The organism is Acetobacterium fimetarium, assembly GCF_014284475.1.
Lineage (GTDB): Bacteria > Bacillota > Clostridia > Eubacteriales > Eubacteriaceae > Acetobacterium > Acetobacterium fimetarium.
Genome location: NZ_WJBC01000006.1, coordinates 1 through 24,374, shown reverse-complemented (window position 1 = coordinate 24,374; position 24,374 = coordinate 1). Strand labels below are relative to the sequence as shown.

26 protein-coding genes and 1 riboswitch are annotated in these 24,374 nt (G+C 46.8%); of the genes, 17 read left to right on the top strand and 9 right to left on the bottom strand.

Annotation, left to right across the window (positions count from 1 at the left end; genetic code table 11):
- The first annotated feature begins 161 nt into the window (after window positions 1–161).
- The 3 genes from GH808_RS05770 to GH808_RS05760 all read left to right on the top strand — a co-directional run bounded on the left by GH808_RS05770 (window position 162) and on the right by GH808_RS05760 (window position 2,504).
- Entirely contained in the window at window positions 162–923 is a 762-nt protein-coding gene (locus tag GH808_RS05770; protein WP_186841833.1) for a flavodoxin family protein, read from the top strand.
- 94 nt (window positions 924–1,017) lie between these two features.
- The gene (locus tag GH808_RS05765) at window positions 1,018–1,587 is read left to right on the top strand and encodes a Crp/Fnr family transcriptional regulator (protein WP_186841832.1); all 570 of its coding nucleotides are present in this window, start codon (window positions 1,018–1,020) and stop codon (window positions 1,585–1,587) included.
- A gap of 116 nt (window positions 1,588–1,703) precedes the next feature.
- Window positions 1,704–2,504: an SDR family oxidoreductase gene (locus GH808_RS05760; protein WP_186841831.1), complete on the top strand. Its 801-nt coding sequence runs from the start codon at window positions 1,704–1,706 to the stop codon at window positions 2,502–2,504.
- 5 nt (window positions 2,505–2,509) lie between these two features.
- Here the strand turns inward: GH808_RS05760 and GH808_RS05755 are convergent, their stop codons facing one another.
- The 3 genes from GH808_RS05755 to GH808_RS05745 all read right to left on the bottom strand — a co-directional run bounded on the left by GH808_RS05755 (window position 2,510) and on the right by GH808_RS05745 (window position 4,258).
- The gene (locus GH808_RS05755; RefSeq protein WP_243166126.1) at window positions 2,510–2,707 is read right to left on the bottom strand and encodes a flavoprotein; all 198 of its coding nucleotides are present in this window, start codon (window positions 2,705–2,707) and stop codon (window positions 2,510–2,512) included.
- 93 nt (window positions 2,708–2,800) lie between these two features.
- Complete coding sequence (locus GH808_RS05750) at window positions 2,801–3,058, bottom strand: hypothetical protein (RefSeq protein WP_186841830.1); 258 nt, start codon at window positions 3,056–3,058, stop codon at window positions 2,801–2,803.
- A 9-nt stretch (window positions 3,059–3,067) separates the two neighbouring features.
- Window positions 3,068–4,258 (bottom strand): cysteine desulfurase family protein, encoded by a 1,191-nt coding sequence (locus tag GH808_RS05745; RefSeq protein ID WP_186841829.1) that lies wholly within the window; start codon window positions 4,256–4,258, stop codon window positions 3,068–3,070.
- Window positions 4,259–4,534: 276 nt separating this feature from the next.
- Here GH808_RS05745 and GH808_RS05740 point away from each other — a divergent pair, with 276 nt between their 5' ends.
- The 5 genes from GH808_RS05740 to GH808_RS05720 all read left to right on the top strand — a co-directional run bounded on the left by GH808_RS05740 (window position 4,535) and on the right by GH808_RS05720 (window position 10,025).
- Complete coding sequence (locus tag GH808_RS05740) at window positions 4,535–4,927, top strand: hypothetical protein (RefSeq protein WP_186841828.1); 393 nt, start codon at window positions 4,535–4,537, stop codon at window positions 4,925–4,927.
- Between the two features lie 151 nt (window positions 4,928–5,078).
- The gene (locus GH808_RS05735) at window positions 5,079–5,462 is read left to right on the top strand and encodes a hypothetical protein (RefSeq protein WP_186841827.1); all 384 of its coding nucleotides are present in this window, start codon (window positions 5,079–5,081) and stop codon (window positions 5,460–5,462) included.
- Window positions 5,463–5,612: 150 nt separating this feature from the next.
- Window positions 5,613–6,689, top strand: coding sequence for a ribosome small subunit-dependent GTPase A (rsgA, locus tag GH808_RS05730; protein WP_186841826.1), 1,077 nt, complete (start codon window positions 5,613–5,615; stop codon window positions 6,687–6,689).
- A 430-nt stretch (window positions 6,690–7,119) separates the two neighbouring features.
- Window positions 7,120–7,202, top strand: a riboswitch (cyclic di-GMP riboswitch).
- 89 nt (window positions 7,203–7,291) lie between these two features.
- On the top strand, window positions 7,292–9,091 hold the full coding sequence (locus GH808_RS05725; protein WP_186841825.1) for a hypothetical protein: 1,800 nt from the start codon (window positions 7,292–7,294) through the stop codon (window positions 9,089–9,091).
- Window positions 9,092–9,146: 55 nt separating this feature from the next.
- Window positions 9,147–10,025, top strand: a complete 879-nt coding sequence (locus tag GH808_RS05720) for an NADase-type glycan-binding domain-containing protein (RefSeq protein WP_186841824.1) — start codon at window positions 9,147–9,149, stop codon at window positions 10,023–10,025.
- 266 nt (window positions 10,026–10,291) lie between these two features.
- On the opposite strand, the gene GH808_RS05715 is transcribed toward GH808_RS05720, so the two are convergent.
- The 5 genes from GH808_RS05715 to GH808_RS05695 all read right to left on the bottom strand — a co-directional run bounded on the left by GH808_RS05715 (window position 10,292) and on the right by GH808_RS05695 (window position 14,041).
- Complete coding sequence (locus GH808_RS05715) at window positions 10,292–10,462, bottom strand: hypothetical protein (RefSeq protein ID WP_186841823.1); 171 nt, start codon at window positions 10,460–10,462, stop codon at window positions 10,292–10,294.
- A gap of 19 nt (window positions 10,463–10,481) precedes the next feature.
- Window positions 10,482–11,690, bottom strand: a complete 1,209-nt coding sequence (locus GH808_RS05710) for an ATP-binding protein (RefSeq protein ID WP_186841822.1) — start codon at window positions 11,688–11,690, stop codon at window positions 10,482–10,484.
- A 339-nt stretch (window positions 11,691–12,029) separates the two neighbouring features.
- Entirely contained in the window at window positions 12,030–12,923 is an 894-nt protein-coding gene (locus tag GH808_RS05705) for an EFR1 family ferrodoxin (RefSeq protein ID WP_186841821.1), read from the bottom strand.
- Between the two features lie 49 nt (window positions 12,924–12,972).
- Window positions 12,973–13,563 carry a TetR/AcrR family transcriptional regulator gene (locus GH808_RS05700; RefSeq protein ID WP_186841820.1) on the bottom strand — a complete coding sequence of 197 codons (591 nt, stop codon included), beginning with the start codon at window positions 13,561–13,563 and terminating at the stop codon, window positions 12,973–12,975.
- Between the two features lie 100 nt (window positions 13,564–13,663).
- On the bottom strand, window positions 13,664–14,041 hold the full coding sequence (locus GH808_RS05695) for a hypothetical protein (RefSeq protein ID WP_186841819.1): 378 nt from the start codon (window positions 14,039–14,041) through the stop codon (window positions 13,664–13,666).
- A 477-nt stretch (window positions 14,042–14,518) separates the two neighbouring features.
- Between GH808_RS05695 and GH808_RS05690 the strand changes: the two genes are divergently transcribed.
- The 7 genes from GH808_RS05690 to GH808_RS05660 all read left to right on the top strand — a co-directional run bounded on the left by GH808_RS05690 (window position 14,519) and on the right by GH808_RS05660 (window position 17,756).
- Window positions 14,519–14,866: a helix-turn-helix transcriptional regulator gene (locus GH808_RS05690; RefSeq protein ID WP_186841818.1), complete on the top strand. Its 348-nt coding sequence runs from the start codon at window positions 14,519–14,521 to the stop codon at window positions 14,864–14,866.
- Window positions 14,867–14,882: 16 nt separating this feature from the next.
- Window positions 14,883–15,599: a hypothetical protein gene (locus tag GH808_RS05685; RefSeq protein ID WP_186841817.1), complete on the top strand. Its 717-nt coding sequence runs from the start codon at window positions 14,883–14,885 to the stop codon at window positions 15,597–15,599.
- 18 nt (window positions 15,600–15,617) lie between these two features.
- The gene (locus GH808_RS05680) at window positions 15,618–15,932 is read left to right on the top strand and encodes a hypothetical protein (protein ID WP_186841816.1); all 315 of its coding nucleotides are present in this window, start codon (window positions 15,618–15,620) and stop codon (window positions 15,930–15,932) included.
- A gap of 148 nt (window positions 15,933–16,080) precedes the next feature.
- Window positions 16,081–16,308, top strand: coding sequence for a DUF1659 domain-containing protein (locus GH808_RS05675; protein ID WP_186841815.1), 228 nt, complete (start codon window positions 16,081–16,083; stop codon window positions 16,306–16,308).
- 192 nt (window positions 16,309–16,500) lie between these two features.
- Window positions 16,501–16,725: a DUF2922 domain-containing protein gene (locus GH808_RS05670; protein WP_186841814.1), complete on the top strand. Its 225-nt coding sequence runs from the start codon at window positions 16,501–16,503 to the stop codon at window positions 16,723–16,725.
- A 39-nt stretch (window positions 16,726–16,764) separates the two neighbouring features.
- The gene (locus GH808_RS05665; protein WP_186841813.1) at window positions 16,765–17,184 is read left to right on the top strand and encodes a phage holin family protein; all 420 of its coding nucleotides are present in this window, start codon (window positions 16,765–16,767) and stop codon (window positions 17,182–17,184) included.
- A gap of 2 nt (window positions 17,185–17,186) precedes the next feature.
- Complete coding sequence (locus tag GH808_RS05660; protein ID WP_186841812.1) at window positions 17,187–17,756, top strand: peptidoglycan-binding protein; 570 nt, start codon at window positions 17,187–17,189, stop codon at window positions 17,754–17,756.
- A gap of 128 nt (window positions 17,757–17,884) precedes the next feature.
- Here the strand turns inward: GH808_RS05660 and GH808_RS05655 are convergent, their stop codons facing one another.
- The gene (locus GH808_RS05655; protein WP_186841811.1) at window positions 17,885–18,259 is read right to left on the bottom strand and encodes a hypothetical protein; all 375 of its coding nucleotides are present in this window, start codon (window positions 18,257–18,259) and stop codon (window positions 17,885–17,887) included.
- Window positions 18,260–18,974: 715 nt separating this feature from the next.
- On the opposite strand from GH808_RS05655, the gene GH808_RS05650 reads away from it, so the two are divergent.
- Complete coding sequence (locus GH808_RS05650) at window positions 18,975–22,157, top strand: helicase-related protein (RefSeq protein WP_186841810.1); 3,183 nt, start codon at window positions 18,975–18,977, stop codon at window positions 22,155–22,157.
- A partial coding sequence (locus GH808_RS05645; RefSeq protein WP_420797521.1) for an Eco57I restriction-modification methylase domain-containing protein occupies window positions 22,157–24,374 on the top strand: 2,218 nt, incomplete at its 3' end. The genes GH808_RS05650 and GH808_RS05645, both read left to right, overlap by 1 nt.

The window sequence follows — 24,374 nt, the reverse complement described above, 5'->3', positions numbered from 1 at the left end:
CCGGATATCATTGAACACTTGCCGGATTTTCTCAATGAAAAACCGGATGTGATCGCGTAATGGAGCATGAAACTGATAGAAACGATCGCAATGACGGGTACATGACGGGCGAAACGTCCCCACGTCATCCCGTCATCGTTTTAAATCAAGGAGGTCAAACAGTGAAAGTTATCGCAATTATGGGGAGTCCGCATCTGGGCAAAGGGTACGCGATCGTCCAGCAGATTGAAACCGAATTGAAGCGCCGCGGCGCGATTGATTTTGAGTATATCTTTCTGAAAGATGTCAATCTGCAGCCCTGTCGCGGCTGTTTTGCCTGTATCGCAAAAGGGGAGAGCTGCTGCCCGCTGCAGGATGACCGGGAACGCATCGAGCAGAAAATACTGGCCGCGGATGGCATCATCCTCAACACGCCGGGCTATACCCAGAATGTCAGCGGCCTGATGAAGAATTTCATGGACCGGTTTGCCTATAGTCTGCATCGTCCCAAATTTTTCAAGCAGTCCCTGATGCTGGTTGCCAATGGCGGTTCTGGTTTGAGCAAGGTGAACAAGGCGCTTGCCATGACCCTTGGCGGCAGCAATAAAGTCTGCGAATTGAAAATCACCACCGCCCCCTGGGAGCCCACAGCAAAGTATGCGAATCAGACCAAGCGGGCCATTGAAAAAAACGCCACCTGTTTTTATGCCGCGATGGCCAATTCCAACGATGCCCCGCCGCCATTGGGAAACCTGATCTGGTTTCGGCTCTTCAAGAAAATGGCGGCGTTGTCGGCGCAGAATCTGCCGGCCGACCACCAGTTCTACCGGGATAAACAGCATTATTTCTATGAAACCCGGGTGAATCCCGTCAAAAGCACGCTGGCCAAAATCATCGCGGTTGCGGCTGTCCGGAGTTTAAAAAAACAGGTGGTTTTTAAGTAGGACCGGGGCATGACGGACGAAACGTCGCCATGCCGGATTACGAAGCGCCGCTGCGCACGGATTTCATCGAGTAGCGCCTTAGGGAGTATAAAAAATGGTAAAAACAATCAGTCTGCATGACTATCTGAACCAGGAAGGGTTTGACACTGATCTGATTCAGGCCCTGATACCGCTGTTTCACTTGCGGCACTATCAGAAAGGCGAAATCCTGCTGCCGCAAGGCGAAAACACAAAAGTTGTCAGTCTGATTCTGCAGGGGACGGTTCGGGGCTTTTATCTGGATGCGACTGGCGCGGACATCACCAAATGCTTTTCCCAGGCGGGCGACTGGTGCTGCATCTACAACCTGCTCGACGATGGGCCCTCCGAATACGGGATTGAAGCACTGGCAGACTGTCAGGTGGCGCAGATTGGCGTCGCGACCCTGCGCCAGGCGCTCGATGACGCGCCGGTGCTGCGGGATTTGTATGAAAAACTGTTCCGCCATGCCTTTGTTCTCAGTGATGAAAAGGGCCTGGCCTTCCAGCGGTTGCCAGCCAAAGAACGCTATCTTGAGTTTGTCGCCAGCTATCCCGATTTGGCCACACGGGTCCGGCAGGAATACATCGCCTCCTACATTGGCGTCACCCCGAGTTCTTTAAGCCGCATCAAACGGGAGCTGTAATTGTCATTTGGCAATGACAGCTCTATTTGTTTTTGCTATGCTATTGTAAAACAAATTGGACGATTGCAAAACGCACCAACATTTCGCCATCGCCAATAGAACAGGAAGTGAAAACAATGGCAGAAAAAGTCGTTTTAATAACCGGGTGTTCGTCCGGGGTCGGCCGGGAGCTGTGCCGGACCCTGACCGAAAAAGGCGATCGGGTGGTCGCAACCGCCAGAGCGCTTGAGCGTCTGGAGGGGGTACCGGCGGCGCTGAAAGTCGCGCTGGATGTCACCGATCAGAATTCCATCAATCGGGCGGTGACCACCGTCATGAACGCCTTCGGCCGGATCGATGTGCTGATCAATAATGCCGGGTATTCGGTCAGAGCCGCCGTCGAGGAGATTGACCTGACAGAAATGGCGCGTCTGTTTGACGTCAATGTCTACGGCATCGTGCGGATGATCCAGGCCGTGGCGCCCATTATGAGAGAGCAGGGGGACGGCCGGATCATCAACATCGGTTCGGTTTCCGGCCGGCTGACGGGACTGGTCAATGGCGGTTACTGCGCCTCGAAGCACGCCGTGGAAGCCATCAGCGACGCCGCGCGGCTGGAACTGCAGGGCTTTGGCATCCAGGTGGCGGTGCTTAAACCCGGCGCCATGGACACCGATTTTTTCCGGACGCTGTCGCAAAAATCGGATCAGCACATGCACAACAGCCAGTCTCCGTACCATCCTTTTTACCAACGCGATCTGGCTTTTCAAAAAAAACAGAAACGCGCCGATCTCCACCAGGCGACGGGGGAGATCGGCACGATTCTGGACAGTAAAAAGCTCAAAGGCCGCTATCCGGTAGCCTTGCCATTTGTTTATTCACTACTGCTGGCCCTCCCGGAGGGGCTTCGGGAATGGCTGCTGCTGCGGGTTTCATAGCCGCTTCAGCAAGCCAGCGTAGCTACCGGGGTTCCGGCTTCTCTTTGAACCAGCAGGGGGCTGACAAAGTTCACGGAATTGGGTGTCATTATCACATGAACGTTGGCGCCGGAATGTTTCAATTCGCGAATTAAGTCCAGTGCTTTGATTGCCGGGCTGCACGCGGTAATCCCGAGGGTTATTGTTTTATTATGCAACATCATTTCTACCTCCAAAAGGTGTTTTAAAATTTTGATACTTTTCATGGATCGATCGCATTTTCAATGCATGTTGAGCGATTCATTTTTTTCGATGCTTTATTCGGTCAAAAAACGGAAGACCGCATCGATGCCGGCCTGTAAAATGCGCTCGTCATCAATCTCATTGTCGCAGAAGACGATCTGATCGACAATCGAGTTGATCAGGTTGAAAACGATAATGGCGGAGGCGTAAATGTCGGTCACTCGGATATCTTCCTTGAAGAACTGAAACAGACTCAGCACCGACTGCCATGACCTTTGCTGCTGCTTTTCCATAATGGCGGGGGTGGGGCACGACGAACGAATCGTCCCCATATCTGCCTGCTAAAACAGCGGGGACGGTTTGCGGATGTGCAGCTCGCGGATGACAAGGGGCAACTCACGGAGGATCGCATCGACGTCCGCCGCGGTGTTGCACTCATTCAGCGAGAGCCGCAGCGCCCCGTATTTCGGATTTCCGACTTTCTCCGTTGGTGCGTTCGCATCAATTTTTGCGATCCCGCTGAGGGCCCGCGTCAGCTCCGTTGAACCCGAGCTGCATGCGCTGCCGGAACTCGCGCAGATGCCGGCCTGGCTGAGGGCTGCGACCATGGCCTTGCTTTCCAGACCGGAAAACAGAAACGAGGCGATGCCAGGCAGCCGATCGAGCGGATCGCCGGTCAGCGAGGCGCCGTCGATCTGCATGACCGCGGCGATAATGCGATCGCGCATGGCGGTGATTTTCGGGGTATTGTCGGCCATGTTTGTCACCGCTTCGGTCAGCGCCGTCGCCATCCCCACGATCCCGGGAACATTTTCGGTGCCGGAGCGCTTGTTCTTTTCCTGGCCGCCGCCAATGATCAGCGGCGGCAGGGCAAATCCGGTCCGCACATAAAGCGCGCCGACGCCCTTCGGCCCGCGGAATTTATGGGCCGACAGCGACAGCATGTCGACACCCAGGTCCCGCACATCGACCGGAATGTGTCCGACCGTCTGCACGGCGTCGGTATGAAACGGCACCCGCCGTTCGCGGGCGATCTGACAGAGCTCCTTGATCGGCTGGATGGTGCCGATCTCATTGTTCGCCATCATGATGGAAATCAGCGCCGTGTCGTCGCGGATCGCATTTTTCAGCTGTTGCGGCGACACCTTGCCGAATTCATCAACCGGCAGGCAGGTCACCTCGTAACCCCGGGTTTTGAGGGTTTCGGCGGTGCGAAAGACCGCGCTGTGCTCGATCGCGGAGATGATCAGATGCTTGCCTTTGGCGCCGCGCATCAGCAGACTGCTGCACAGCGCCCAGTTGTCGGATTCGCTGCCGCCGGAAGTAAAATATATTTCGTTGACACGGGCATTGATCGCGGCCGCGACTTTCTTGCGGGATTCCTCAACCGCTTTCTTGGATTCGTAGCCGAGGCTGTGGATTGATGAGGCGTTGCCGTACAGTGTTTTGAAGTACGGCATCATCGCATCGAACGCCGCATCGGAAAGCGCGGTCGTCGCGGTATTATCGGCATAAACAAATTTCTTTTCCATTCTTATCTCCTTTATAGGTCAATCCGTCAAGTGCAAAACTACCGTAAACCGGCATCAAAGCAATTTCTGTTCGGACATTAATAATTTCACAATTGTCGAATGATCAGTTATTTACTCACATTTAATAATATTGTATCGTTTTAATCGATAAACTGTCAATTAAAACATCGGGCTGATCGTTCAAATGCGGATTGTCAGGCGGCCGATGCTGTGGTAGAATAGACGCATAATTTCGGAACAGCACGTTACCGATTTGAATGGATAACGGGTGATAAAATGAAAAGAAAAATATTACTGGCGGCACTGCTTGCCATTGTGATGATCGGATTATGCGGCTGCGAAACGGCCAGCCCGATCGTCGGCAAATGGGAAACGGGCGATTCGGACCATATCGTCAATTATGAGTTTACCGCGGATCACCGCGTGATCCTCGACCAGCGCCTTGATGACGGCACCTGGCAGCGGCTGGAGTGCAGCTATGAACTCAAAGAGGGGCGCTTGCTCCGGAGCGGCTACGAAAGTGATGCCGATGGCTGTACCGAAGATCAGGTGCCCGTCATCTTCCACATCAATGGCGATGAGCTGACCCTGGAGGCGCTTTCCCACCTCGGCCAGTCGCAGTATCACCGGGTCGACGCCTTCACCTGCAGCAATCCGGCGTTCCCTTAACCGCAAGGCCGGCACAAAATAAGCGGTCCACGCCGGCTTTTTAATTCCTTAATAGAATCTTTATCTGTTTGACAAAAATCATAATGCCATATTTATTGGATATTCATTATAATGAAGACTGAGAACAATCACTTTATTGAGGAGAAGGAAAATGGCTGATACGCAACGAAATTTTGAGGACTATATCGAGCTGGCAAAAACTGCAATTAAGGCGGGTGATTTCCCGCAGGCGGAAGCAAACATCAAACAGGCGATGGCTGAAAATCCCCATTCACCAATCGTTCACAACCTGTACGGGATTCTGGAAGAACTGCTGAAAGAGGATAATCTGGCCCACCGGCATTATCGGGCCGCCTACGCGCTGGATCCCACCTACCAACCGGCCATCAAAAATCTGGAGCGGATCTCGACTTCCGAAGAACGTGCCAGAAAGCAGCCGATCGATTTTGGTGATGAGACGGCTGATGATGATGAGGAATCATTGTATGTTGTGGAATACGATAGTCATCACGTCGGTCATTTGCGCCGGAAATAACGGATTGAAACGATCTTGGCGCAACTAAAACAACAGAAAAGGAGATTTTATGAAAAACTGTAAAATGGATAGTGTAGCAACGCCGGAGGGTGAAGCGATACACTAACCTTTGACCCTCCAATAGGATTAATAAAAAATCTGGAGGATAAAATGATACAATATAATTTGGAAGATTACGGACTAACAGAGGCGCTCAAACAGGAAGCCGGCCTTTACGGCGTGCTGTTTATTGCCAGGGTTTTTGAGCAGCACCGGGACTTATACAAGGTCATCAGCGCAAACGGGGAACTGCTGGCTGAAGTTTCGGGAAAATTTTTTTACGAGGCGTATGACAGTACCAGTTTTCCCGTCGTGGGGGACTGGGTGATGATTGACCGGCAGGACGGCAGCTCGGGCCATGCGGTGATTCACCAGGTGCTGACCCGCAAAAGCCGCTTCGAGCGCAAAGCCGCCGGCACCAGCCACGGGAACCAGATCGTTGCCGCCAACTTCGATCTCGTCTTTATCTGCATGTCGCTGAATGCCGATTTCAATCTGCGCCGGCTGGAACGCTACCTGTCGATTGCCTGGAACAGCCAGGCCACGCCGGTGATTGTGCTGACCAAAGCCGATCTGTGCGATGACCTGCCGAAGTACCTGCAGGAAATTGCCGACGTCCGGGTGGGCACCGATGTGGTGGTCTGTTCCAGCACCAACAAGACCGGCTACGATGCGATTGCCGCCTATCTGGCGCCGGGAAAAACGATCGCCCTGATCGGATCATCCGGGGTCGGCAAATCGACGATCATCAACCAGCTGATGGGGGCCGACGTGCTTGAAACCAACGGCCTGCGCAATGACGACCGGGGCCGGCACACCACTACCCATCGCGAGCTCCTGCTGCTGCCCGGCGGCGGCCTGGTCATCGATACTCCGGGCATGCGGGAACTTCATCTCGATACCGCCAATCTGGACCGCTCCTTTGAGGACATCGCGGCGCTGGCAGAGAACTGCCGCTTCGGCGACTGCAGCCACTCGGGCGAGCCCGGCTGCGCGGTGCAACAGGCCATCGCGGACGGCCGCCTGTCGCAGCAGCGCTTTGACAACTACCGCAAACTGCAGCGGGAGACAGCCTACGAAGGGCTGAACGCCCGCCAGGTGGAAGCCCAGAAAATCAAAACGATGTTCGGCAGCAAAGGCGAAATGAAACAGGCCAAACGGCAGCTCAAAGACCGCAAGAAACGGTAATGGCAACAGGCGGCCGCAGATGCCGCGCCGGAAACCATCACCATGACCGGGACTGACCCGGCCAAATATAAATGAAAAACCGCTGCAACGTCTGACGTTGCAGCGGTTTTTTGATGACTTTTCCCGAAAACAAGCGCAGCGTACGCGAAATGATGCAGTTTTCAGACCTGTAGGGGCGGGTATTACCCGCCCGAAACGCCGATCACACGCCGCTCCCGTGTTATTGTTGCTAATAAATAAAAACGTGGCACACTAATTGTCACACCTTGTTTTTAGCCGCCGTTCACTATATAATGAAAATGTTGAAAAAAAATCGAATCATTGGGATTGATTTGCACGTCATACCAAGTGGAAAGAAAAAACGTATCCAGATTTTCAAAAAATCAGAAACTGAAACTGCAGACATCGTAAAAAAGCACCGGATAAAAAAATAAAATAACGGCAAAATTACTGAAAGGTAATGACGCAAAGCTATAGGGACTTATCCAGAAGGAAAGCCAGCCAGTTGCAAAAAAAGTAACAGCTATGGTTGGCATAGCTGTTTTTTTATCATTCAGAAAGAGATCGCTTCACCCCCCATACGAGTAGAACAGGAGAAGAGAATGAAAAGAGTATTGAGTTTGTTGCTTGTGATGATAATGCTTTCCGGCACCAATGCATTTTGTGTTGAGGCGCAGGGCAGCCTTGGAGAAACTCCGCAAATACAGATTAATAATTACGCCTTCATCGAGGGGGCGAGTTCTGACACAACTGCAACCCACAGCAAAGAGGATATCATAAAAAAATATAATGATCTGATTAAGCCAAATGGCTTTTTAGGGCATGATACAAGCTACGATATTAAACCCGTCTATGCCAATGGGACTTATATTGCTGGACAGCTCAGTAATCAGAACATCCAGGAAAGTTTGAATTCGGTCAATATGATTCGTTATCTTGCCGGACTTGATGCGGTTGCGAGTGATGATTCATTGAATCATATTGCCCAGGCCGGTACCGTCGGTCTGGCTGCCTGCAATATCTTAGCGCATCAGATTCCGCAACCTTCGGACATGCCGAATGATTTTTATGCCCTTGCCAGCAAAGGGGTGGGGAGTTCTAATATTGCGTGTGGTTTTTCAAATATTCCCAGTTCCATCGTAAGTGGCTATATGATGGATGATGATCGAAGCAATATCGATCGCGTGGGACATCGCCGTTGGATCTTAAATCCCAAAATGGGAAAGATTGGCTTTGGTCAAACCGACAGCTTCACCGCAACCTATGTTTTTGATCAGAGTCATACTCAAGCCGCCTATCATGCCGTCACCTGGCCGGCAAAAGGCGATTTCCCGATCGAATACTTTTCTGATTATTCCGGGCCGGACGATGCCTTCTACAAAAAACATTTGTGCACGAATCCGTGGTCGATTTCGTTGGGGTCTGATTACGATAGAATTGCAGTAGATACCGTTGCCGTCACCATTACCCGGGCCAGTGACGGAAAAGTCATGACCTTTAATCGGGATACGAATGATGATGTCAGTGATTTATCGCAAGCCTATTTTAATGTAAATAGTGCGAATTATGGCGGAATGCCCTGTATTATTTTCAAACCCGCCGAAAGTGATTTGGGTACTTACGGCGATATGATCGGTGAAACGTATGCCGTTATGGTAACGGGCCTTACCAAAAATAACGTCGCCGCCGAATTAAGCTATCCGGTCAACTTCTTTGAATTAACGGCTGCGCTGGTCGATACGGACAAGGCGGATGCGGTGACGGCGCAGATTGATGACCTGCCGGCTGCGGACGCACTGACGCTGAATGACCAACCGGCCGTGCAAGCCGCAAGGGACGCCTATGAAGCACTCACCCAGGCAGAAAAAGACTTGATTGGTGCCGATCATTTGAAAAAATTGACGGCGGCGGAATTACAGCTGGTCGAACTGCAAAAGAATAAGATCAGCTGCCGTTATCAGACCCACGTTCAGGATTTTGGCTGGCAGGATTGGCAAGTCGATGGGGCAGTCGGCGGTACATTCAGCCAATCCAAGCGCCTGGAAGGGATTTGCATCTATATAGATAACAGTGATGGCAATATCGGGGTGGAATACAGCACCCATGTTCAGGATCTTGGCTGGCAGGAAATGAAAAAGAACGGTGACATCAGCGGCACATCGGCAAAGTCACTGCGTCTGGAAGCCATCAACATCAAGCTGACCGGTAAAAATGCCGATCAATATGATATTTATTACCGTGTCCATGCACAAAACATCGGCTGGATGGGCTGGGCCAAGAATGGAGCCAATGCCGGAACCGCCGGATTTGCTTATCGCCTGGAAGCCATCCAGATCCAAGTGGTTCCCCACGGCGAAGCGGCCCCGGGCACAACAGACCGGCCTTTTGTCAGTAATAACTAAAGCAGCAGGAACTGGCTGTAGCTTTTAACTAAAAATCAATGGAGGAAGATGAAAAATGAATCAAACGGGGAAAGAAAAGAACAAAAATACTTTTAAAATTGGCGCGCTGTTGATTGTGCTGCTTAGTCTGATCGTTGCGACCACCGGTTGTTCCAATGTTTTCAGTATGATTGCGGGCAAAAACGGTGAATTGCAACCGCCGGGGATTACTTCCGTTGTTAATGCGGATGGATCATCGCAGGTTACGATTACTAATCTTAATCAAAAGGGCGACATCTACTATACGCTTGACGGAGCCGAACCGCTTACGAATTCACTGCTTTATAAAAATTCTTTTACTGTCAGTCAGACCGCGACCGTTAATGCGCGAGTGATCGATGGGAAAGCATTATCATTGGTTACAACCCAACAGTTCAACATTACACAAGTGCCAGCAACAACCGGACAGACACCAACAGCTTCAGTTCCATCAATCAAGGGATTGGGGGTGGAAGTCAATGGTTTATTTGACGTCTGGGCCTCGTCTACCTTAAGTCCCATCAATGGTATTGATTACAATATATCCAATCTGACGGATTATGACAGCGCCACAGCCTGGGTGGAAGGCGCGAGCGGAAACGGTTATGGCGAAACCGTTAGTTTTTCCTACAAAGGCGCTCAGACCGCGCAAATTCAGGGGGTGGAAATTGTCAACGGGTATGCCAAATCGAGCACCTCATTTTATGACAATGGTTGTGTCACGCAACTGGGGGTTAAAATCAATGGCAAGAATGTCAAGAGTCTGAATCTGTCAGCAACAACATCGCCGCAGTATTTGGATTTGAATTGTACGGTTTCACGCGGAGATGTGATTGTTTTTGAAATTAACGGCGTCCAGGAAGGTCCGAATGATGGCGAACATGATACGGCGATGTCAGAAATATCGTTCTATTAGAATGCAATTTTAATTTGTACTAAATCATGACATAGGTCCAGTATCGGTATTAAACTACTCTACCTTAATAACTGGCGCTGGCAGAGAACGGCCACGCTGGCGACTGCAGTCACTCGGGTGAGCTCGGCTGCGCGGTGCAACGGGTTGTCGCGAATGCCGCGCAAAAAACGGCGCATGATACGGGCCCGGCCAAATAAAAACAAAAAACCGCTGAAACGTCAGACGTTGCAGCGGTTTTTTGATTCGTTAACTGATCAGGATGCCCTTCACTTGATTGATGAATCTTCCCGGAAATAGTTGATCAGCTGTTTGTAATAGCGCTTTGAGCTAGCGGTCACGAAGTTTTCATCAATCTGCGGGGCGTTCAGGATGGCGTCGATATTGAAGCCGCCGGTGTAGGGGTGAAGGACACAGCCGGCCGAGCTAGGTCGTATCATAATCTTAGGATTCCCCGTGTCATTTGCTGTCCAGCAAAAAATCAAGGATGTTGACAATTTTTATGCCATCAAAATCTGAATACAGGGAGCGGTCCATGGTAAGGATAATCCTGGCGTAGTAATCGTTGATGGATTGAAGCGGCTTTAATTCGCGTTCTCTTGTTTCTTCATCCATAATGCTTGCAGAAACCTGGTAATATATTTTAGTATCGAATTTCGTTGCGATGAAATCTACCTCAAGGGATCCGACTTTCCCAATTGCAACATCATATCCGCGACGCAGCAATTCTAAATAAATGATATTTTCGAGCACATGTCCGTAATCGGTATTTCTGAGCCCAGTCAATTGATTGCGGATGCCAATGTCAACAACATAGTATTTCTCAAGGGTTTTAAGGAATAGTTTGCCTTTCAGATCATAACGGTTTGCACGGTAAATAATAAAAGCTTGTTCTAACATTTTCAGATAGTTGTCAATGGTATCACTGGTTGTCTTTCTGCCGCTGCTGGTCAGGTAGTCACTGATTTTTTTAGTGGATACAATACTTCCAATATTGGCAGCAATAAATTTCAGAACACTTTCAAGTAAAGCGGCATCCCTCACATGATTTCGTTGTACAACATCCTTCATGATCACCGTGTTGTAAATACCATTTAAAAATGGCGCAATGGTATCCGGATGACCTTTAAGTTCAACGACTGTTGGCAGGCCGCCAAATTCCAGGTAGTCATTAAAAACAATATCGATGTTATCACCCTTCGCGAAATTTGTAAAATCAAGATACTCTTTAAAGGATAAGGGCAGCATTTTTATCTCTGCATATCGTCCGGAGAGTAATGTCGATAGCTCCGATGATAATAGATAAGCGTTCGAACCGGTGATATAAATATCGACATTTGAATCCACAAGAAATGAGTTGATAACTTTTTCCCAGGACTCAACTTGTTGTACTTCATCCAAGAGGATGTAGTATTTTTCATCGAGGCAAGTCATTTTGCCTTTTATATAGGCATATAAATGCGTATATTTTCTAATTTCATCGAATTCAAATGATTCAAAATTCATTCGGATAACATGGTCTTCAGGCACACCGCAACTTTGTAAGTACATCTCAAACAATGAAAGCAAAGTTGATTTACCACAACGACGTATCCCTGTAATTACTTTTACAAGCGGCTTATCTTTAAATTGAATCAGTTGATTTAAATATAGATCCCGTTTTTTCATAATAAATCACCTCACAATATCGATTATACCCGAATTACAGAGATAATCAACAACTATTTCGAGTATAGCTGAAATAATATCCAATTACCGAAGACACGGGGACGTTTGCTTTGTCATTAAATCCATGCGGGATCAACCGGATGACATGACGATCGAAACGTCCCCACGTCATTTAGAATAAAGTTCAGCCCAAGAAAGCTGTTTTATGACAAGCTTGTCATGTCATTGTTGGTGCCTGCCACTTAACGTGTTCTGGTCCGGCCAAATAAGAATGAAAAACCGCAGAAACGTTCAGACGTTTCAGCGGTTTTTTGATTCGTTAACTGATCAGGATGCCCTTCACTTGATGGATGAATCTTCCCGGAAATAATTGATCAGATGTTTGTAGTAGCCCTTTGAGCTGGCGGTTACGAAGTTTTCGTCGATCTGCGGGTCGTTCAGGATGGCCTCGATATTAAAGCCGCCGGTGTAGGGGTGAAGGACACAGCCAGCCAGGTTTTTGGCCTGAATAGCCTGATTGGGGCAGGCGTAGACGCAACGCATGCACCAGATGCAGTCGGAACCAAAACAGATTTGCCCGGCGGATTCTGAAATGTTGCGGGTGGGGCAGTCGCGCACGCATTTTTTACAGTGATTGCATGCTGCGGTGGTGTGCAGGCCCTGGGCGAAAAACCGGGCGCCGAAATGTTCTTCACCGTAGTAGACCAGGCGCAGGAAACCGCGCAGCAGCGGGTTGAATTTCAGTTTGTTTGCCTGCCCGGCGGCGGTCTGGGCCGCGATGACTTCGACTTTTTTCACCGCCGCCTGATACAATTGCTTGTTCAGCCGGTCATCGTATTTCACGAAAAAATTGCAGGGCATCGCAATGATCGAATTATGAAACACCTGGTAGCCCTTTTTCGCCATCGCGCGGATGATGACATCGGAGGCACCATGATTGACGTAATGGGGCGAGGAGGCCGTTTTGAAAACAAAGGCCGTTTTGCCGGAACCGGCCGGCAGCATCTTGACAAAGCGCTCGGCGATCCCGGAAGCGCCGAAGCCCAGCACCGGATGCCCAACCCCGATCAGGTCAAAATCATCCAGCACCAGCGGCGTCTGCTGATTGACAACCGCCTCCATCCGGATGCATGCGACTTCAATCTGCCGGCGGCGGTACGCTTTTGTCAATAACCGCGCGACTATTTCAGTATTGCCGGTGCCTGAAAAATAAAATATGCCAATTTTTTTCATCCGTTTCCTCCCTTTTTTAAATGAATATCGCGGCAACTCAGGCGCAAATCTAGCGCATCAGAATTGAGTCGATAAACTGATCTTCAAAATCACCGATAACTTCCGCTTCGCTCAGCTTTTCATTCATCACCAGATCGGCCAGGATGCCGTCCAGGGCGGCAACGAGTGTCGTTGCCCTGGCCCGTGTGCGGTGGCTTGAAAGCTGTCTGTTGGCGACCCCTTTTTCATAGAGACCGGCGATGGTACCGATCAGGTTGTCGTAGTAATCCCGATAATTCGGCCATGTTTCAGGACAGGAAATGGCCTTAGTCAGCGTCAGAAAGAAAAATGACAGTTCGCGCTGGTGGGCCATCCAGTGTCCGATATAATGACGGATATAAAAACGCAGCCCGTCCACCGGGTTGTCTTGCTCAGCAGCCTGCCGGAGAAAGTTGTCGACCGGTTCGCTGAGCTTCGCATTGGCATAGTACAGAATTTCATCCTTGCTGGAAAAATGGTGATACAAACCGCCCTTGCTGATCTGCGCCTTGCTGGCAATGGCCTCCATCGAGGTGCCCTCATAGCCCTTTTCCAGAAAGATCTCAAATGCTGCCGTGACAATGTCTTCCATCCGTTTTTCTTTTGCTTCCCATTTTGACATAAAATCCTCCGTTCGGTCGTCGATTAAAAACCGACCGTCGGATTTATTATAGAGCAGTCCGATGCTTCTGTCAACAGCATTAGAAATATTTTATTTTAGTTTACTCTCTGACCAGAAAACTAGCAGACACCCGCCTGGGGCTTTTCCCGTCTGCCGGCGCTAACCGCGACTGCTCCCTGAGCGACGCAGCCGATTTCAGCTGATAGAAGGTGACGCCTTCGTGGAAAAACGAAAGCTCCAGGGGATAGTCGCAGCAGTCGCGCGGCATCGCCGTAACGGGCGCGCCGGCGGCCGCTGCCAGTTGCTCGATACCACGGAAAACGTGGACGGACAGGTCATTGCCGCAGAGGGCAATGGCTTGGTAATCCTGCAGCGCATGCAGCTCCCGCTGCAGATGCATCAGGCGCTTCAGATAGGCCGCGTCAGTCAGCTCACCACGCGGTCCCTTACCGGATCGCTGCTTTTTTTTCTTTTTCATTTTCTTCACCTTCCTTGTCTTTTTCTCATCTTCATTACAGATCTGCCGATGTGTTCAAGCTTTGAGATGATTATAGCATCCCACGTTTTCACAAGTAAATACTTTCAGCGCAAAAAACGCATTTCAGCACGACCTGTACGCATGCCAGGCAATACCGTGTCGCGATCCATTCCTTCTTTCCAGGCAATTTGTCCCAACTTTCACCAACCTGTGGATAAAACCGAACGTTGCGTTCTGAAATGGATAAGTTGCCTGAAATCGCTTGCATTATGATCGATTCAGGATATAATTGATTTTAAGTCAGGCGATTGCAAAACGCATCCGCGTTCAACCATACTTGCTTCACTATCAACACGATCGCATTGCCTGACATCCCCAATCGCGAAAGGAGGAGCCCGACTGCATCCCGGTCATGGCCGAATTCATTCAGGAAAAAGCGTCTCACACCGTAAATATTTGAACTTTGAAAGAGAGAAATTGATGAACAAACATTTCATTCATGTTGAACCCGATCCCGCCAATCCCGGTTATTATCTCTGTACAATGTTTGACCAGACCGCCATCGCCGAGCTGCTCTCGAAAATGCGGGGCTTCCGCACCCAGGAAGAAGTGGGCAGAGCCGTGTACCTGACTGACGGCGCCATCCGCCACTACGAGGCCGCCCGGGAAATGCCCAGCGACCTGCTCAAGCCACGCATCGCCAGACTCTATAACATGACGGTCCAGGAGCTGTTTTACGATCAGGTGATCACCGTTACCAAGTCGGCGCAGGAGCTGATGAGCGAAGTCCAGCGGTGGCCTTCATGTTTTCCTTACTTACACTGAGCAGTTGCCCCCGTTTATGCCGCAATGGCAGAAAGGGGGCGCCCTGATGCCGGTTAATTTTATTTCGGAAATCACCGGATTCTACCGCTATGTGCGCAGCAATCATCTGAGCAACAACGCCCAGGTGCTCTGGTTTCACATGTTCTGTCTGTGGAACGAGGCCGGTTTTCCGGACTGGCTCCAGGTCGATGGCGTCCGGATGATGGGGATGATCGGGGTGAACTCGCGGTCGTCGCTGGACCGGACCCGGAATGAGCTGATCGCATCCGGTCTGCTGGTTCAAAAAAGCGGCGGCCACCGCAAGCCCTGCAAATATCAGATGGCCCGGCTCGGCAACAGCCTGAAAGCGTCCGACCCGCCGAAACCTGAGCCAAAAACCACAGCCGATTGTGCGACGACGCATCAAACGAGTCGCCAAACGGGGCATCAAACGAGTCATCAAACAGGGCCCGAAACGGGGCACTTATATAAACTAAACGATACGAAACCATCAACATCAAAAAAAACCGCCTACGGCGAATTCGGCAATGTCACGCTGACGGATGCTGAGCTGGCAAAACTCAAGAGCGACTGTCCCGATGCCTGGGACGCATGGATCAAACGGCTGTCGATCGGCAAACAGATGAAAGGCTATGTCTACACCAGCGACTACGCGGCGATCCTCAGCTGGATTCAAAACCAGGACAACGAGGACCGCGACAAAGCCTATCAGGAACTGCTCGACGAGCTTTAAAAAATAACGGAGGAAATAATGACACAGGAAATATTTGTAGCAGACAATGGTGAACTGATTCAGAGCACGCTGGTGAAAAGCGAGCTGGTAAAGACAGAGCAGGAACTGCTTAAAAACCTGAAGGAGCAACTCCGGACCAATATGACGAAGGCCGGGCTGGACCGGATCGTCAATGAGCGATACAAAATTATGATTGTGGGGGAAACCCAGAACACCAGCATCAACGTGAAAGCCATCGAGAAGGCCGATCCGGAGCTTTATGTCCGGCTGCTCAACGACTACCTCAAAATCACCCCCCGCAAGAGTTACGTCAAAATTGAATACCTGTCCTAGGCTTTCCGGACCGACGAACCGCTGCCGGTTTCCGCAACCCGTTATTGAGCGCGCCGACGCCCCGTCCAAACGGCTTTGCATAAACCGGAACGAACGGTTTTTTCGCCACCCCGAAGAAACCGCATTTTAACCGAAAGGAGGAACCCCCATGGCAGTAGTAAGCGATTTTCTATCAAACAAACTGGTAACCCGATTGAACTACGGCATGGTCAACGGCAAGGAAGTCATCAAGAGCAAGTCCTATGGAAGTCTCAAACAGGACGCCACCATCGCCGCCATCATGACCGTCAGCACCGCCATCACCAGTCTGCAGGTCCCGACGCTGGAAGAAACCCATCGCGTAGTTGAAGACCTGATTCTCAACGACGGACTGTAGGATTGCGCAGCATTTCATCGCGAAATGCTTAACACACAAAAGTAAGTTGCTTTGATGTCGGTTTTCGCAATCAATTTGGTAACGTGTAGGCGAACAGTCCTGAGACTGTCCGCCGTACAGTGTACAAATTGATTCGCGTAAACCGGCAGCGAAGCTCACCAACGCTTATCAAAACAACGAAAGGAGAAATCAATGACTAGCTACAAAATCACAATGGTTTTCAAAACTTCCGACAACAAAAACCACACCATGACCATTAACGATGTCCGACCGGCCGTAACTCAGGCCGAGGCCAACGCCGCGATGGATGCGATTCTGGCGGCCGATATTTTCCGGCCCAACGGTCAGACTCTGGTGTCGAAAGTCGACTGTAAAAAACAGGATACCACCGAGACCGACTTCTACGATGCGCCTTAACCCCCAAGCCCTGGCCGGGCTCGTCCGGTCTGATTTAGGATGACCGCTCTGAAACTGGCCGCGCTGTCGGCCGTCAGCGTGATCGGTGCCACCATCGCCAGCCTGCTCGGGGGCTGGGATGCCGGCATCCAGTCGCTGCTGCTGTTCATGGCCATCGATTACAGCACCGGGCTGATCGTCGCCGGCGTTTTCAAAGCCAGCCACAAAACCGAACAGGGCGCGCTGGAAAGCCGGGCCGCGTTCAAAGGCCTGCTGCGCAAGGGCGCCTCCCTGGGGGTGATCCTGATCGCCTGCCGGCTTGATCTGCTGCTTGGCACGACGATGATCCGCGACGCCGCGGTGATTGCCTACTGCGCCAGCGAACTGCTGTCGATCACCGAAAACATCGGCCTGATGGGCGTGCCGCTGCCCCAAGCCGTCACCAACGCCATTGAAATACTGAAAAGAAAGGAAGAATAAGCATGAACGACTATGTCAAATGGCTGCAGGAAACCCTGCAGGCCCTGGGTTACGATCCCGGCCCGCGCGACGGCATCGCCGGGGAGCAAACCGCCGCGGCCGTCTGCGCTTTCCAGCGCGATCACGATCTGGAAGTGGACGGCATCGTCGGCGAAGTCACCAATGCCGCGCTGCTTGAACAACTGAGAGCACACATCGCCGTGTCGCCGGTGACCGCCACCGCCACGCCGGACTTTGCGCCCGATGAATTCGCCTGCAGCTGCGGCTGCGGTCTCGATGTGGTGGCCCCGCTCAAAAGCTTTGCCCAGAGCCTTCGCAGCGCCTTCGGCTGGCCTCTGACCATCTCTTCCGGCGCCCGCTGTCCCACTGTGAACCGCGAAGCCGGCGGCGTCCCGGACTCCTGTCATCTGAGCGGCGAGGCCTTTGACGGCTATTTCGCCGGCCACATGAATGAAGCGGTCATCAATCAGATGGCCGATTACGCCATCGACTACGGCTTCGGCGTGATCCGCTATCCCAACCAGCTGTTCTGTCATTTCCAGGTTTATCCGCGCAACGACACCATTAACTGAAACCGGAATAACCGCTTTATTATCAACCTTCTCATGAAGGGCGTTTGCATCATGGCTTAACCGCTGTGACGCAGACGCCTTTTTTATTGATCGTCCGAGGGCGATAAATTGAAGACCAGCTATAAACGTTATAACATGTGTTCTGATATAATATCAGCCCATAGTTGATAATTGTTAACAGCAAATTTATATGTTGATCCATCTTTAGTTTCAATTATTAGCGCTTTTCTTCTCCCGTATCGACCTTCTGAAATATTTTCTATGCGTTCATATGGTATTGCCACTTCAAATCCCCCTTTAGCAAAATGTTTAAATATTTTCGCAACGGCCTTGGAAATACTTACAGCTACACTCGGCATTGTAAAGATGAACCGCTTATTCGTTAATATTCCATATCCTTTCAAACAGGACCAATCACTTTTACAGAAACTTGCAAGCCCTTGGTGAAGTGTTATTTCATCAGCAGAATTCATTATTTTTCTTTCAACACCCGGTATCTTCATAATAAACCCACCCTTCTTAAATAAGGTTACTCAACTTTACCAGCAGTAAAAATCAGACCGGAAAGGTGCGTACCACAAGGTTTCTTTTTTTCTATTTTATAACAGAAAGCTTGTGTTTAGTTGGTGTAATATAAGCAATGGTAAAATTGCTGACAGATGTCATTGATCAGAATTCTGGTTGAGCAAGACGAAAAACCAGATACTCATCCATTGAAAGCTACGATGCCTGACACACTTTAACTTAAAACAGGCGATGCGCAGAAGCCCCTTTTTATAAAATGAACACCGGGAATAAGCGTGGCGCCATCGAAATTATGCAGTTTTCAAACTTGTAGGGGCGGGTATTACCCGCCCGAAACGCCGATCACACGCCGTACACCAGCTATAAAATCCACGCCAGCCAGTCGTAAGCTGTTTGCCTCTTGTAGATCCGTTATTATTGTTGCCAACAAATAAAAACCGTGGCGTAAAAAGTATATTTGCGATAGTTTTTTTTGCGGGTAAAGCGTATAATGATAGAGATAGTGTTAGCGACGAAACGGAATCAAACGACGGCCAAGCACCGACAAGCGCATTTTGCCAATTTAGACACATAATCGTATTTGTTTAAACAGTATTGTATAAAAATCTTGCTAAAGTGGGTTTTTATTTGAAATAGTATTGCTAATGAAAAAAATCAGATTGAGAAAATCGAAAGAACAAAGGTGGATTACGAATGATTGATAATGATTTAAAATTCTTTACAAATGAGCCGGATCGCAACTTGTATGAACGGTTTAATAATATTTTAAACAGCAGCACACAGTATTTTGATATCTTAGTTGGTTACTTCAGAACAAGTGGATTTTACAGACTTTATCCAGCAATGGAAAAAGTAGATAAAATAAGAGTGTTAGTCGGTTTAAATGTTGACCATAAAACAATCGAAATCATAAATCAATCTAAGAAAGAATTAGAATTTGAAACCTTATCCCATAAAGAAGCAAAAGATGAATTTTCGAAAGTGGTTGAAAAAGAATTCGCTAATTCAGAAGATTCACTTGAAGTGGAAAAAAGTGTTCGTACATTCATTGATTGGCTCAAAACGTCAAAGATGGAAATGAGAATGTATACAGAATCCCCTATTCATGCAAAAGTTTATATCATGCGTAAAAACATGGAATTCGTACCAGACACTTACGGAAGTGTTATAACTGGCTCCAGTAATTTTTCGGATGCCGGCTTAAAGAACAACCTGGAGTTCAATGTGGAACTAAAGGATAAGAGTGATGTAGTGTTTGCTCTTGAAAAGTTCGAGAAGTTATGGGAAAAAAGTGTGGCGATCACAGATGCGTATGTGGAGACTATTGAAGACAAAACATGGTTAAAGAGCGATATCACCCCATATGAAATCTATTTAAAAACGATTTATGAATTTTTTGAGGAAGAAATTAATGAGGATAGTAATACCAGCCTTGAAGCTCTTTTGCCTGAAGGTTATATGCAACTGCAATACCAACAGGACGCAGTGACACAAGCCCAAAAAATCTTAAAAGCATATGGCGGTGTTTTTATTTCAGATGTTGTTGGACTTGGCAAAACCTATATTTGTGCTATGCTTGCAAAAAGTTTGAAAAATAAACGGAAGTTGATAATTTGTCCGCCAGTGTTGATTGATTATTGGAAGAGGGTATTGGAAGAATTTGATGTGGCAGCGCGAGTTGAATCGTTAGGCAAGCTTGACAGATTGCTTGAAGATGAAAAGGAACTTGCCAAATACGAATATGTCTTTATCGACGAAGCACATCGTTTTAGAAATCAGGATACGGAAAGCTTCAATCTTTTACACCAAATATGTTATAACAAAAAAGTGATCTTGATATCCGCGACACCGATCAATAATTATTCAAGCGATATTGAAAATCAGATTTATCTTTTCCAGAGCAAACATAATAGTACCATTATACCGAATATAAAAAATATCGAAGGTTTTTTTGCCAAACTAAACGGTTCACTTAAAAGATTAGAAAAGGGTACCCCGGAATACTATGCGCAATCAAGAAGAAACTCCGAAATAATTAGAGACAGTATATTGCGACACATCATGATTAGACGTACCCGAAAAGAAATTATGACGTTCTACAAAAACGATTTAGCTAAACAAGGTTTAAGCTTCCCGGAACTTGGCACACCGGAAAAAGTGATTTATACATTCGATGATAAAATTGAAGAAGTTTTCAAAGAAACCATGAACACCATAAAAAGTCTAGATTATAGCCGTTATACCCCGCTATTATATCTGAATGAAAATAAAAAATATTCGCAGATGATGGTTGCCCAAAGTAATATGGGTGGTTTTATGAAATCCATTTTGGTAAAACGTCTGGAAAGCAGCTTTTATGCGTTTAAACAGACTCTAAGTCGTTTCATTGATTCATATAAAAAATTCATTGAAATGTGTGAAAACGGGGATGTATATATCAGTAAAAAAGTGAATGTATACGATCTGCTGGATAGTGGTGATGATAAGAAACTCTTGGAATTTATTGATGAGGAGCGTATCAAGCATTTTAAATTTAGCGAATTTAATCAGAAGTTTATGCCATGTCTGAATCGCGATCTCAGTTTACTTGAAGAATTAAAAGCCCATTGGGAAGAGATTACCGATGATCCCAAACTGGAGCAATTTAAAAAGGAACTGAAATCAAATAAAATTCTTAAAGGCACTAAGATTATAGTCTTTACAGAATCAAAAGAAACGGCAGAATATTTGGGATCCAACCTCAAAGATATGTATCAAGACAAGGTTGTGGTATTCAGTGGTGCAAGCAACAGACAATTGAAAAAAGAAATTGAATATAGTTTTAACCCACTTTATCAAAATGAAGGCAAAGATAAATATCAAATTTTGATTACAACAGACGTCCTTGCCGAAGGGATTAATTTACACCGTTCCAATGTCGTGATCAACTATGATCTGCCCTGGAATCCAACAAGAATTATGCAGCGAGTAGGGCGAATTAATCGGGTGGGAACAGCGTTTGATAAAATATATGTTTTTAATTTCTTTCCAACATCTCAGTCCAATCAGCATTTATCATTAAAAGACCGGATCATTGAAAAAATACAGGTCTTTCACGATACCTTGGGTGAGGATTTCAAATATTTATCCGAAGATGAGGATGTTTCAAGTCACAATCTATATGAGCGCTTAACAGGTAATCTAGAGGATGATGACAGTGATGGTACAAATCACGAACTAGCATACCTGGCATTAATCAGAGAAATTAGAGAAAATGATATTGATCTTTTTGAAAAAATCAAGCGTTTGCCCCTTAAAGGCAAAGCCGGGAAAAACAGTCAACTCGTCAATGGTAATGCAACCATTACTTTTATGCGCAAAGGCGCGTTGAAGGTCTTTGTTAAAACCGAGCAAACAAACACCGAACAACTGACATTTATCAACGCCATTAAATATATTGAATCGGATAAAGATGAAAAAGCCATTGGTGTAAGTGCTGATTATTATGAGGATCTCAATAAAAACAAACAGCTCTTTGATGAAATACTGAATGAAGAGAAAATAGCAACGATGGAGAAGACCGTGATCACGGGTAATGATGGCAAAATAATTAAAATAATCAAATCACTTTTAAACTGCAAAAAATTCACAGTCACACAAGAAAAACAATTGAAACATTTAATAGCGTTATGGGAAGATGGAATCATACCACAACCGATAACAAAATCAATCATAAAGGACCTAAAAGATATCCAGGACGAATTGCAAGCATTTTATATTATTCAAGAAAAAATACCAGAACGATACTTTACTGATAAAAATATGAATCAAGCAAATTCGAATGGCAAACAACAAGTGATTCTATCAAGCTTTATGAGAAATGGAGTTGTAAATTAATGGAAGCAAAAAAGCAATTACTGAAACAAACATTTGAGACTGCTTTTGATATGAAATGCTATGAACGTTTTATTATAGAGTTTTTTAATACGGTAGAGATCGTTGCACCATATAATAAAATTACAAACTACCTTTCGGAATTTTCTTTCAATATTATCTCACATAGTCATGTTGCCAACTATACAGACCATGAACGTAATCGTATTGCTATTTTAGCGGTAGAATTAAAAACAGGTAAAAATGTGGAAAGAGCACGTTCAGCCCAACGTAATTTTGTATCCAAGCTGATTTCGGCAAATAATTATGATGCTGCAATTGTTGCATTTTACACTGAAAAGGACACGAAATGGCGTTTATCGTTTGTAAAACTTGACCAGGAATGGCTGGGTGAGGGTAAGGTAAAAACTACAATTACACCCGCAAAAAGATATTCTTACCTGGTTGGGGTAAAAGAACCTTGTCATACAGCAAAGGAACAGCTGTTTCCGATATTTAAAGAGGAAAACTTTAAGCCAACACTGGCGAAAATTGAAGAGGCTTTCAGCGTAGAAGCAGTTACCGACGAATTTTTCAAAGAATATAAAGAAAAGTATCATGAGCTCCGGGAACACCTTGAAAAAAGTGAGGAATTTCTGGAAGCAGCGGAAAAACATGAATTTACCAGTGAACAGTTTGCTAAAAAGCTGATGGGTCAACTGGCGTTTTTGTATTTTATTCAAAAAAAAGGTTGGCTTGGTGTAAAGGTTGTAAAGAAGAGTTTAACAGTAAAAGAATACAAAAACGCCTATTATCAAACACAAGCTTCCAAAACTGTTATACCGAAAGCGTATGAACAAAAAGAACTGGATTTATACAAATTAAAAGCAAGCGCATTAACCGGTGATTATTTAACTGACGATGAAGCAGATATATTAGCCTCTTGCTTTAAATCAGAACCGTGGGGTAGTGGTACGAAGTCATTTATCAGAGATTTATTCAAAAGTTGTGTAAAATCCGGCAAGAATTTTTTTGAAGACTTTCTGGAACCACTGTTTTATGAAGCGCTAAGTATAAAACGCGGAGAACATCATTACTATAAGCGTTTCAATTGCAAAATACCTTTTCTTAATGGTGGGTTGTTTGACCCGATTGAAAACTATGATTGGAAATATTCGAAGTTTGATATACCTAATGGTATGTTTTCGACTAGAACAGAAAATGATGATAGAAATGGTTCCGGTATTTTAGACGTCTTTGAACGTTACAATTTTACAATGAATGAGGATGAACCGCTAGAACGTGAAGTAGCTGTCGATCCTGAAATGTTAGGTAAAATATTTGAAAACTTGCTTGATTCTGATGATCGAAAATCAAAAGGAGCTTTCTACACTCCACGCGAAATTGTACATTATATGTGCCAGGAAAGTCTAATTAATTATCTGTTGAATGAAACGGCAATACCATATGAAGATCTAAAGCAGTTCATTTTGTATGGTGAGATAATGAAGGATGAAGATTGCGCTAACACGATGAATTTAAAAAACGAGGATATTCGTCGTTTACCAAAAACAGTATTTGATAACCTACGTGAAATTGATATAGCACTTGAAAATGTAAAAATAGCTGATCCCGCAGTCGGGTCAGGTGCATTTCCACTGGGGATGCTGTCAGAGATTGTCAAAGCCAGGGAAAATATCACGGCATATGTTGCAGCACAGATTATTAACCAGAATAAAAATACGCAGAAAAGTCAACGGGCCGCATATTATGAAAGTCGTGCTCCGTATAAAATTAAATGGAAAACAATTAAGAATAGTATTTATGGTGTTGATATTGAAGCGTCAGCCGTTGATATTGCCAAGTTACGGTTGTGGCTCTCTCTTATTGTGGATGAAGATTTAACACCATCGTACAATGATATATGTTGTGGGATTACAACCCAAATTGACCCAAAACCTTTGCCGAATCTCGATTTCAATATTATGTGTGGGAATAGCTTAATTGATGAGTTCGACGGGATCAAGCTCTTTGATGATTCGCTATTTGACAAGGATGAATCTGGTAATAAAAAGCAGTCGAAAAATATGCAAATCACATTGTTTCAGGATCAGATGGAATTGCAGATTGAAAAATTGTTTAATGAGCAGGATCGTTTATTTGGTGAGAATAATACCGACAACAAGAAATATTTAAAAAAAGAAATTGATAAAACCATTGATCATATCATAAGGTCAAAAT

Coding starts and splice junctions, on each gene's coding strand:
- GH808_RS05710 (WP_186841822.1), bottom strand. CDS start 11,690: ATGAAAAAACGGGATCTATATTTAAATCAACTGATTCAATTTAAAGAT.
- GH808_RS05675 (WP_186841815.1), top strand. CDS start 16,081: ATGGCAGTAGTAAGCGATTTTCTATCAAACAAACTGGTAACCCGATTG.
- GH808_RS05655 (WP_186841811.1), bottom strand. CDS start 18,259: ATGAAGATACCGGGTGTTGAAAGAAAAATAATGAATTCTGCTGATGAA.
- GH808_RS05740 (WP_186841828.1), top strand. CDS start 4,535: ATGAAAAGAAAAATATTACTGGCGGCACTGCTTGCCATTGTGATGATC.
- GH808_RS05755 (WP_243166126.1), bottom strand. CDS start 2,707: ATGATGTTGCATAATAAAACAATAACCCTCGGGATTACCGCGTGCAGC.
- GH808_RS05750 (WP_186841830.1), bottom strand. CDS start 3,058: ATGGGGACGATTCGTTCGTCGTGCCCCACCCCCGCCATTATGGAAAAG.
- GH808_RS05685 (WP_186841817.1), top strand. CDS start 14,883: ATGCCGCAATGGCAGAAAGGGGGCGCCCTGATGCCGGTTAATTTTATT.
- GH808_RS05735 (WP_186841827.1), top strand. CDS start 5,079: ATGGCTGATACGCAACGAAATTTTGAGGACTATATCGAGCTGGCAAAA.
- GH808_RS05725 (WP_186841825.1), top strand. CDS start 7,292: ATGAAAAGAGTATTGAGTTTGTTGCTTGTGATGATAATGCTTTCCGGC.
- GH808_RS05695 (WP_186841819.1), bottom strand. CDS start 14,041: ATGAAAAAGAAAAAAAAGCAGCGATCCGGTAAGGGACCGCGTGGTGAG.
- rsgA (WP_186841826.1), top strand. CDS start 5,613: ATGATACAATATAATTTGGAAGATTACGGACTAACAGAGGCGCTCAAA.
- GH808_RS05760 (WP_186841831.1), top strand. CDS start 1,704: ATGGCAGAAAAAGTCGTTTTAATAACCGGGTGTTCGTCCGGGGTCGGC.
- GH808_RS05720 (WP_186841824.1), top strand. CDS start 9,147: ATGAATCAAACGGGGAAAGAAAAGAACAAAAATACTTTTAAAATTGGC.
- GH808_RS05700 (WP_186841820.1), bottom strand. CDS start 13,563: ATGTCAAAATGGGAAGCAAAAGAAAAACGGATGGAAGACATTGTCACG.
- GH808_RS05705 (WP_186841821.1), bottom strand. CDS start 12,923: ATGAAAAAAATTGGCATATTTTATTTTTCAGGCACCGGCAATACTGAA.
- GH808_RS05745 (WP_186841829.1), bottom strand. CDS start 4,258: ATGGAAAAGAAATTTGTTTATGCCGATAATACCGCGACGACCGCGCTT.
- GH808_RS05660 (WP_186841812.1), top strand. CDS start 17,187: ATGAACGACTATGTCAAATGGCTGCAGGAAACCCTGCAGGCCCTGGGT.
- GH808_RS05650 (WP_186841810.1), top strand. CDS start 18,975: ATGATTGATAATGATTTAAAATTCTTTACAAATGAGCCGGATCGCAAC.
- GH808_RS05680 (WP_186841816.1), top strand. CDS start 15,618: ATGACACAGGAAATATTTGTAGCAGACAATGGTGAACTGATTCAGAGC.
- GH808_RS05665 (WP_186841813.1), top strand. CDS start 16,765: ATGACCGCTCTGAAACTGGCCGCGCTGTCGGCCGTCAGCGTGATCGGT.
- GH808_RS05715 (WP_186841823.1), bottom strand. CDS start 10,462: ATGATACGACCTAGCTCGGCCGGCTGTGTCCTTCACCCCTACACCGGC.
- GH808_RS05765 (WP_186841832.1), top strand. CDS start 1,018: ATGGTAAAAACAATCAGTCTGCATGACTATCTGAACCAGGAAGGGTTT.
- GH808_RS05670 (WP_186841814.1), top strand. CDS start 16,501: ATGACTAGCTACAAAATCACAATGGTTTTCAAAACTTCCGACAACAAA.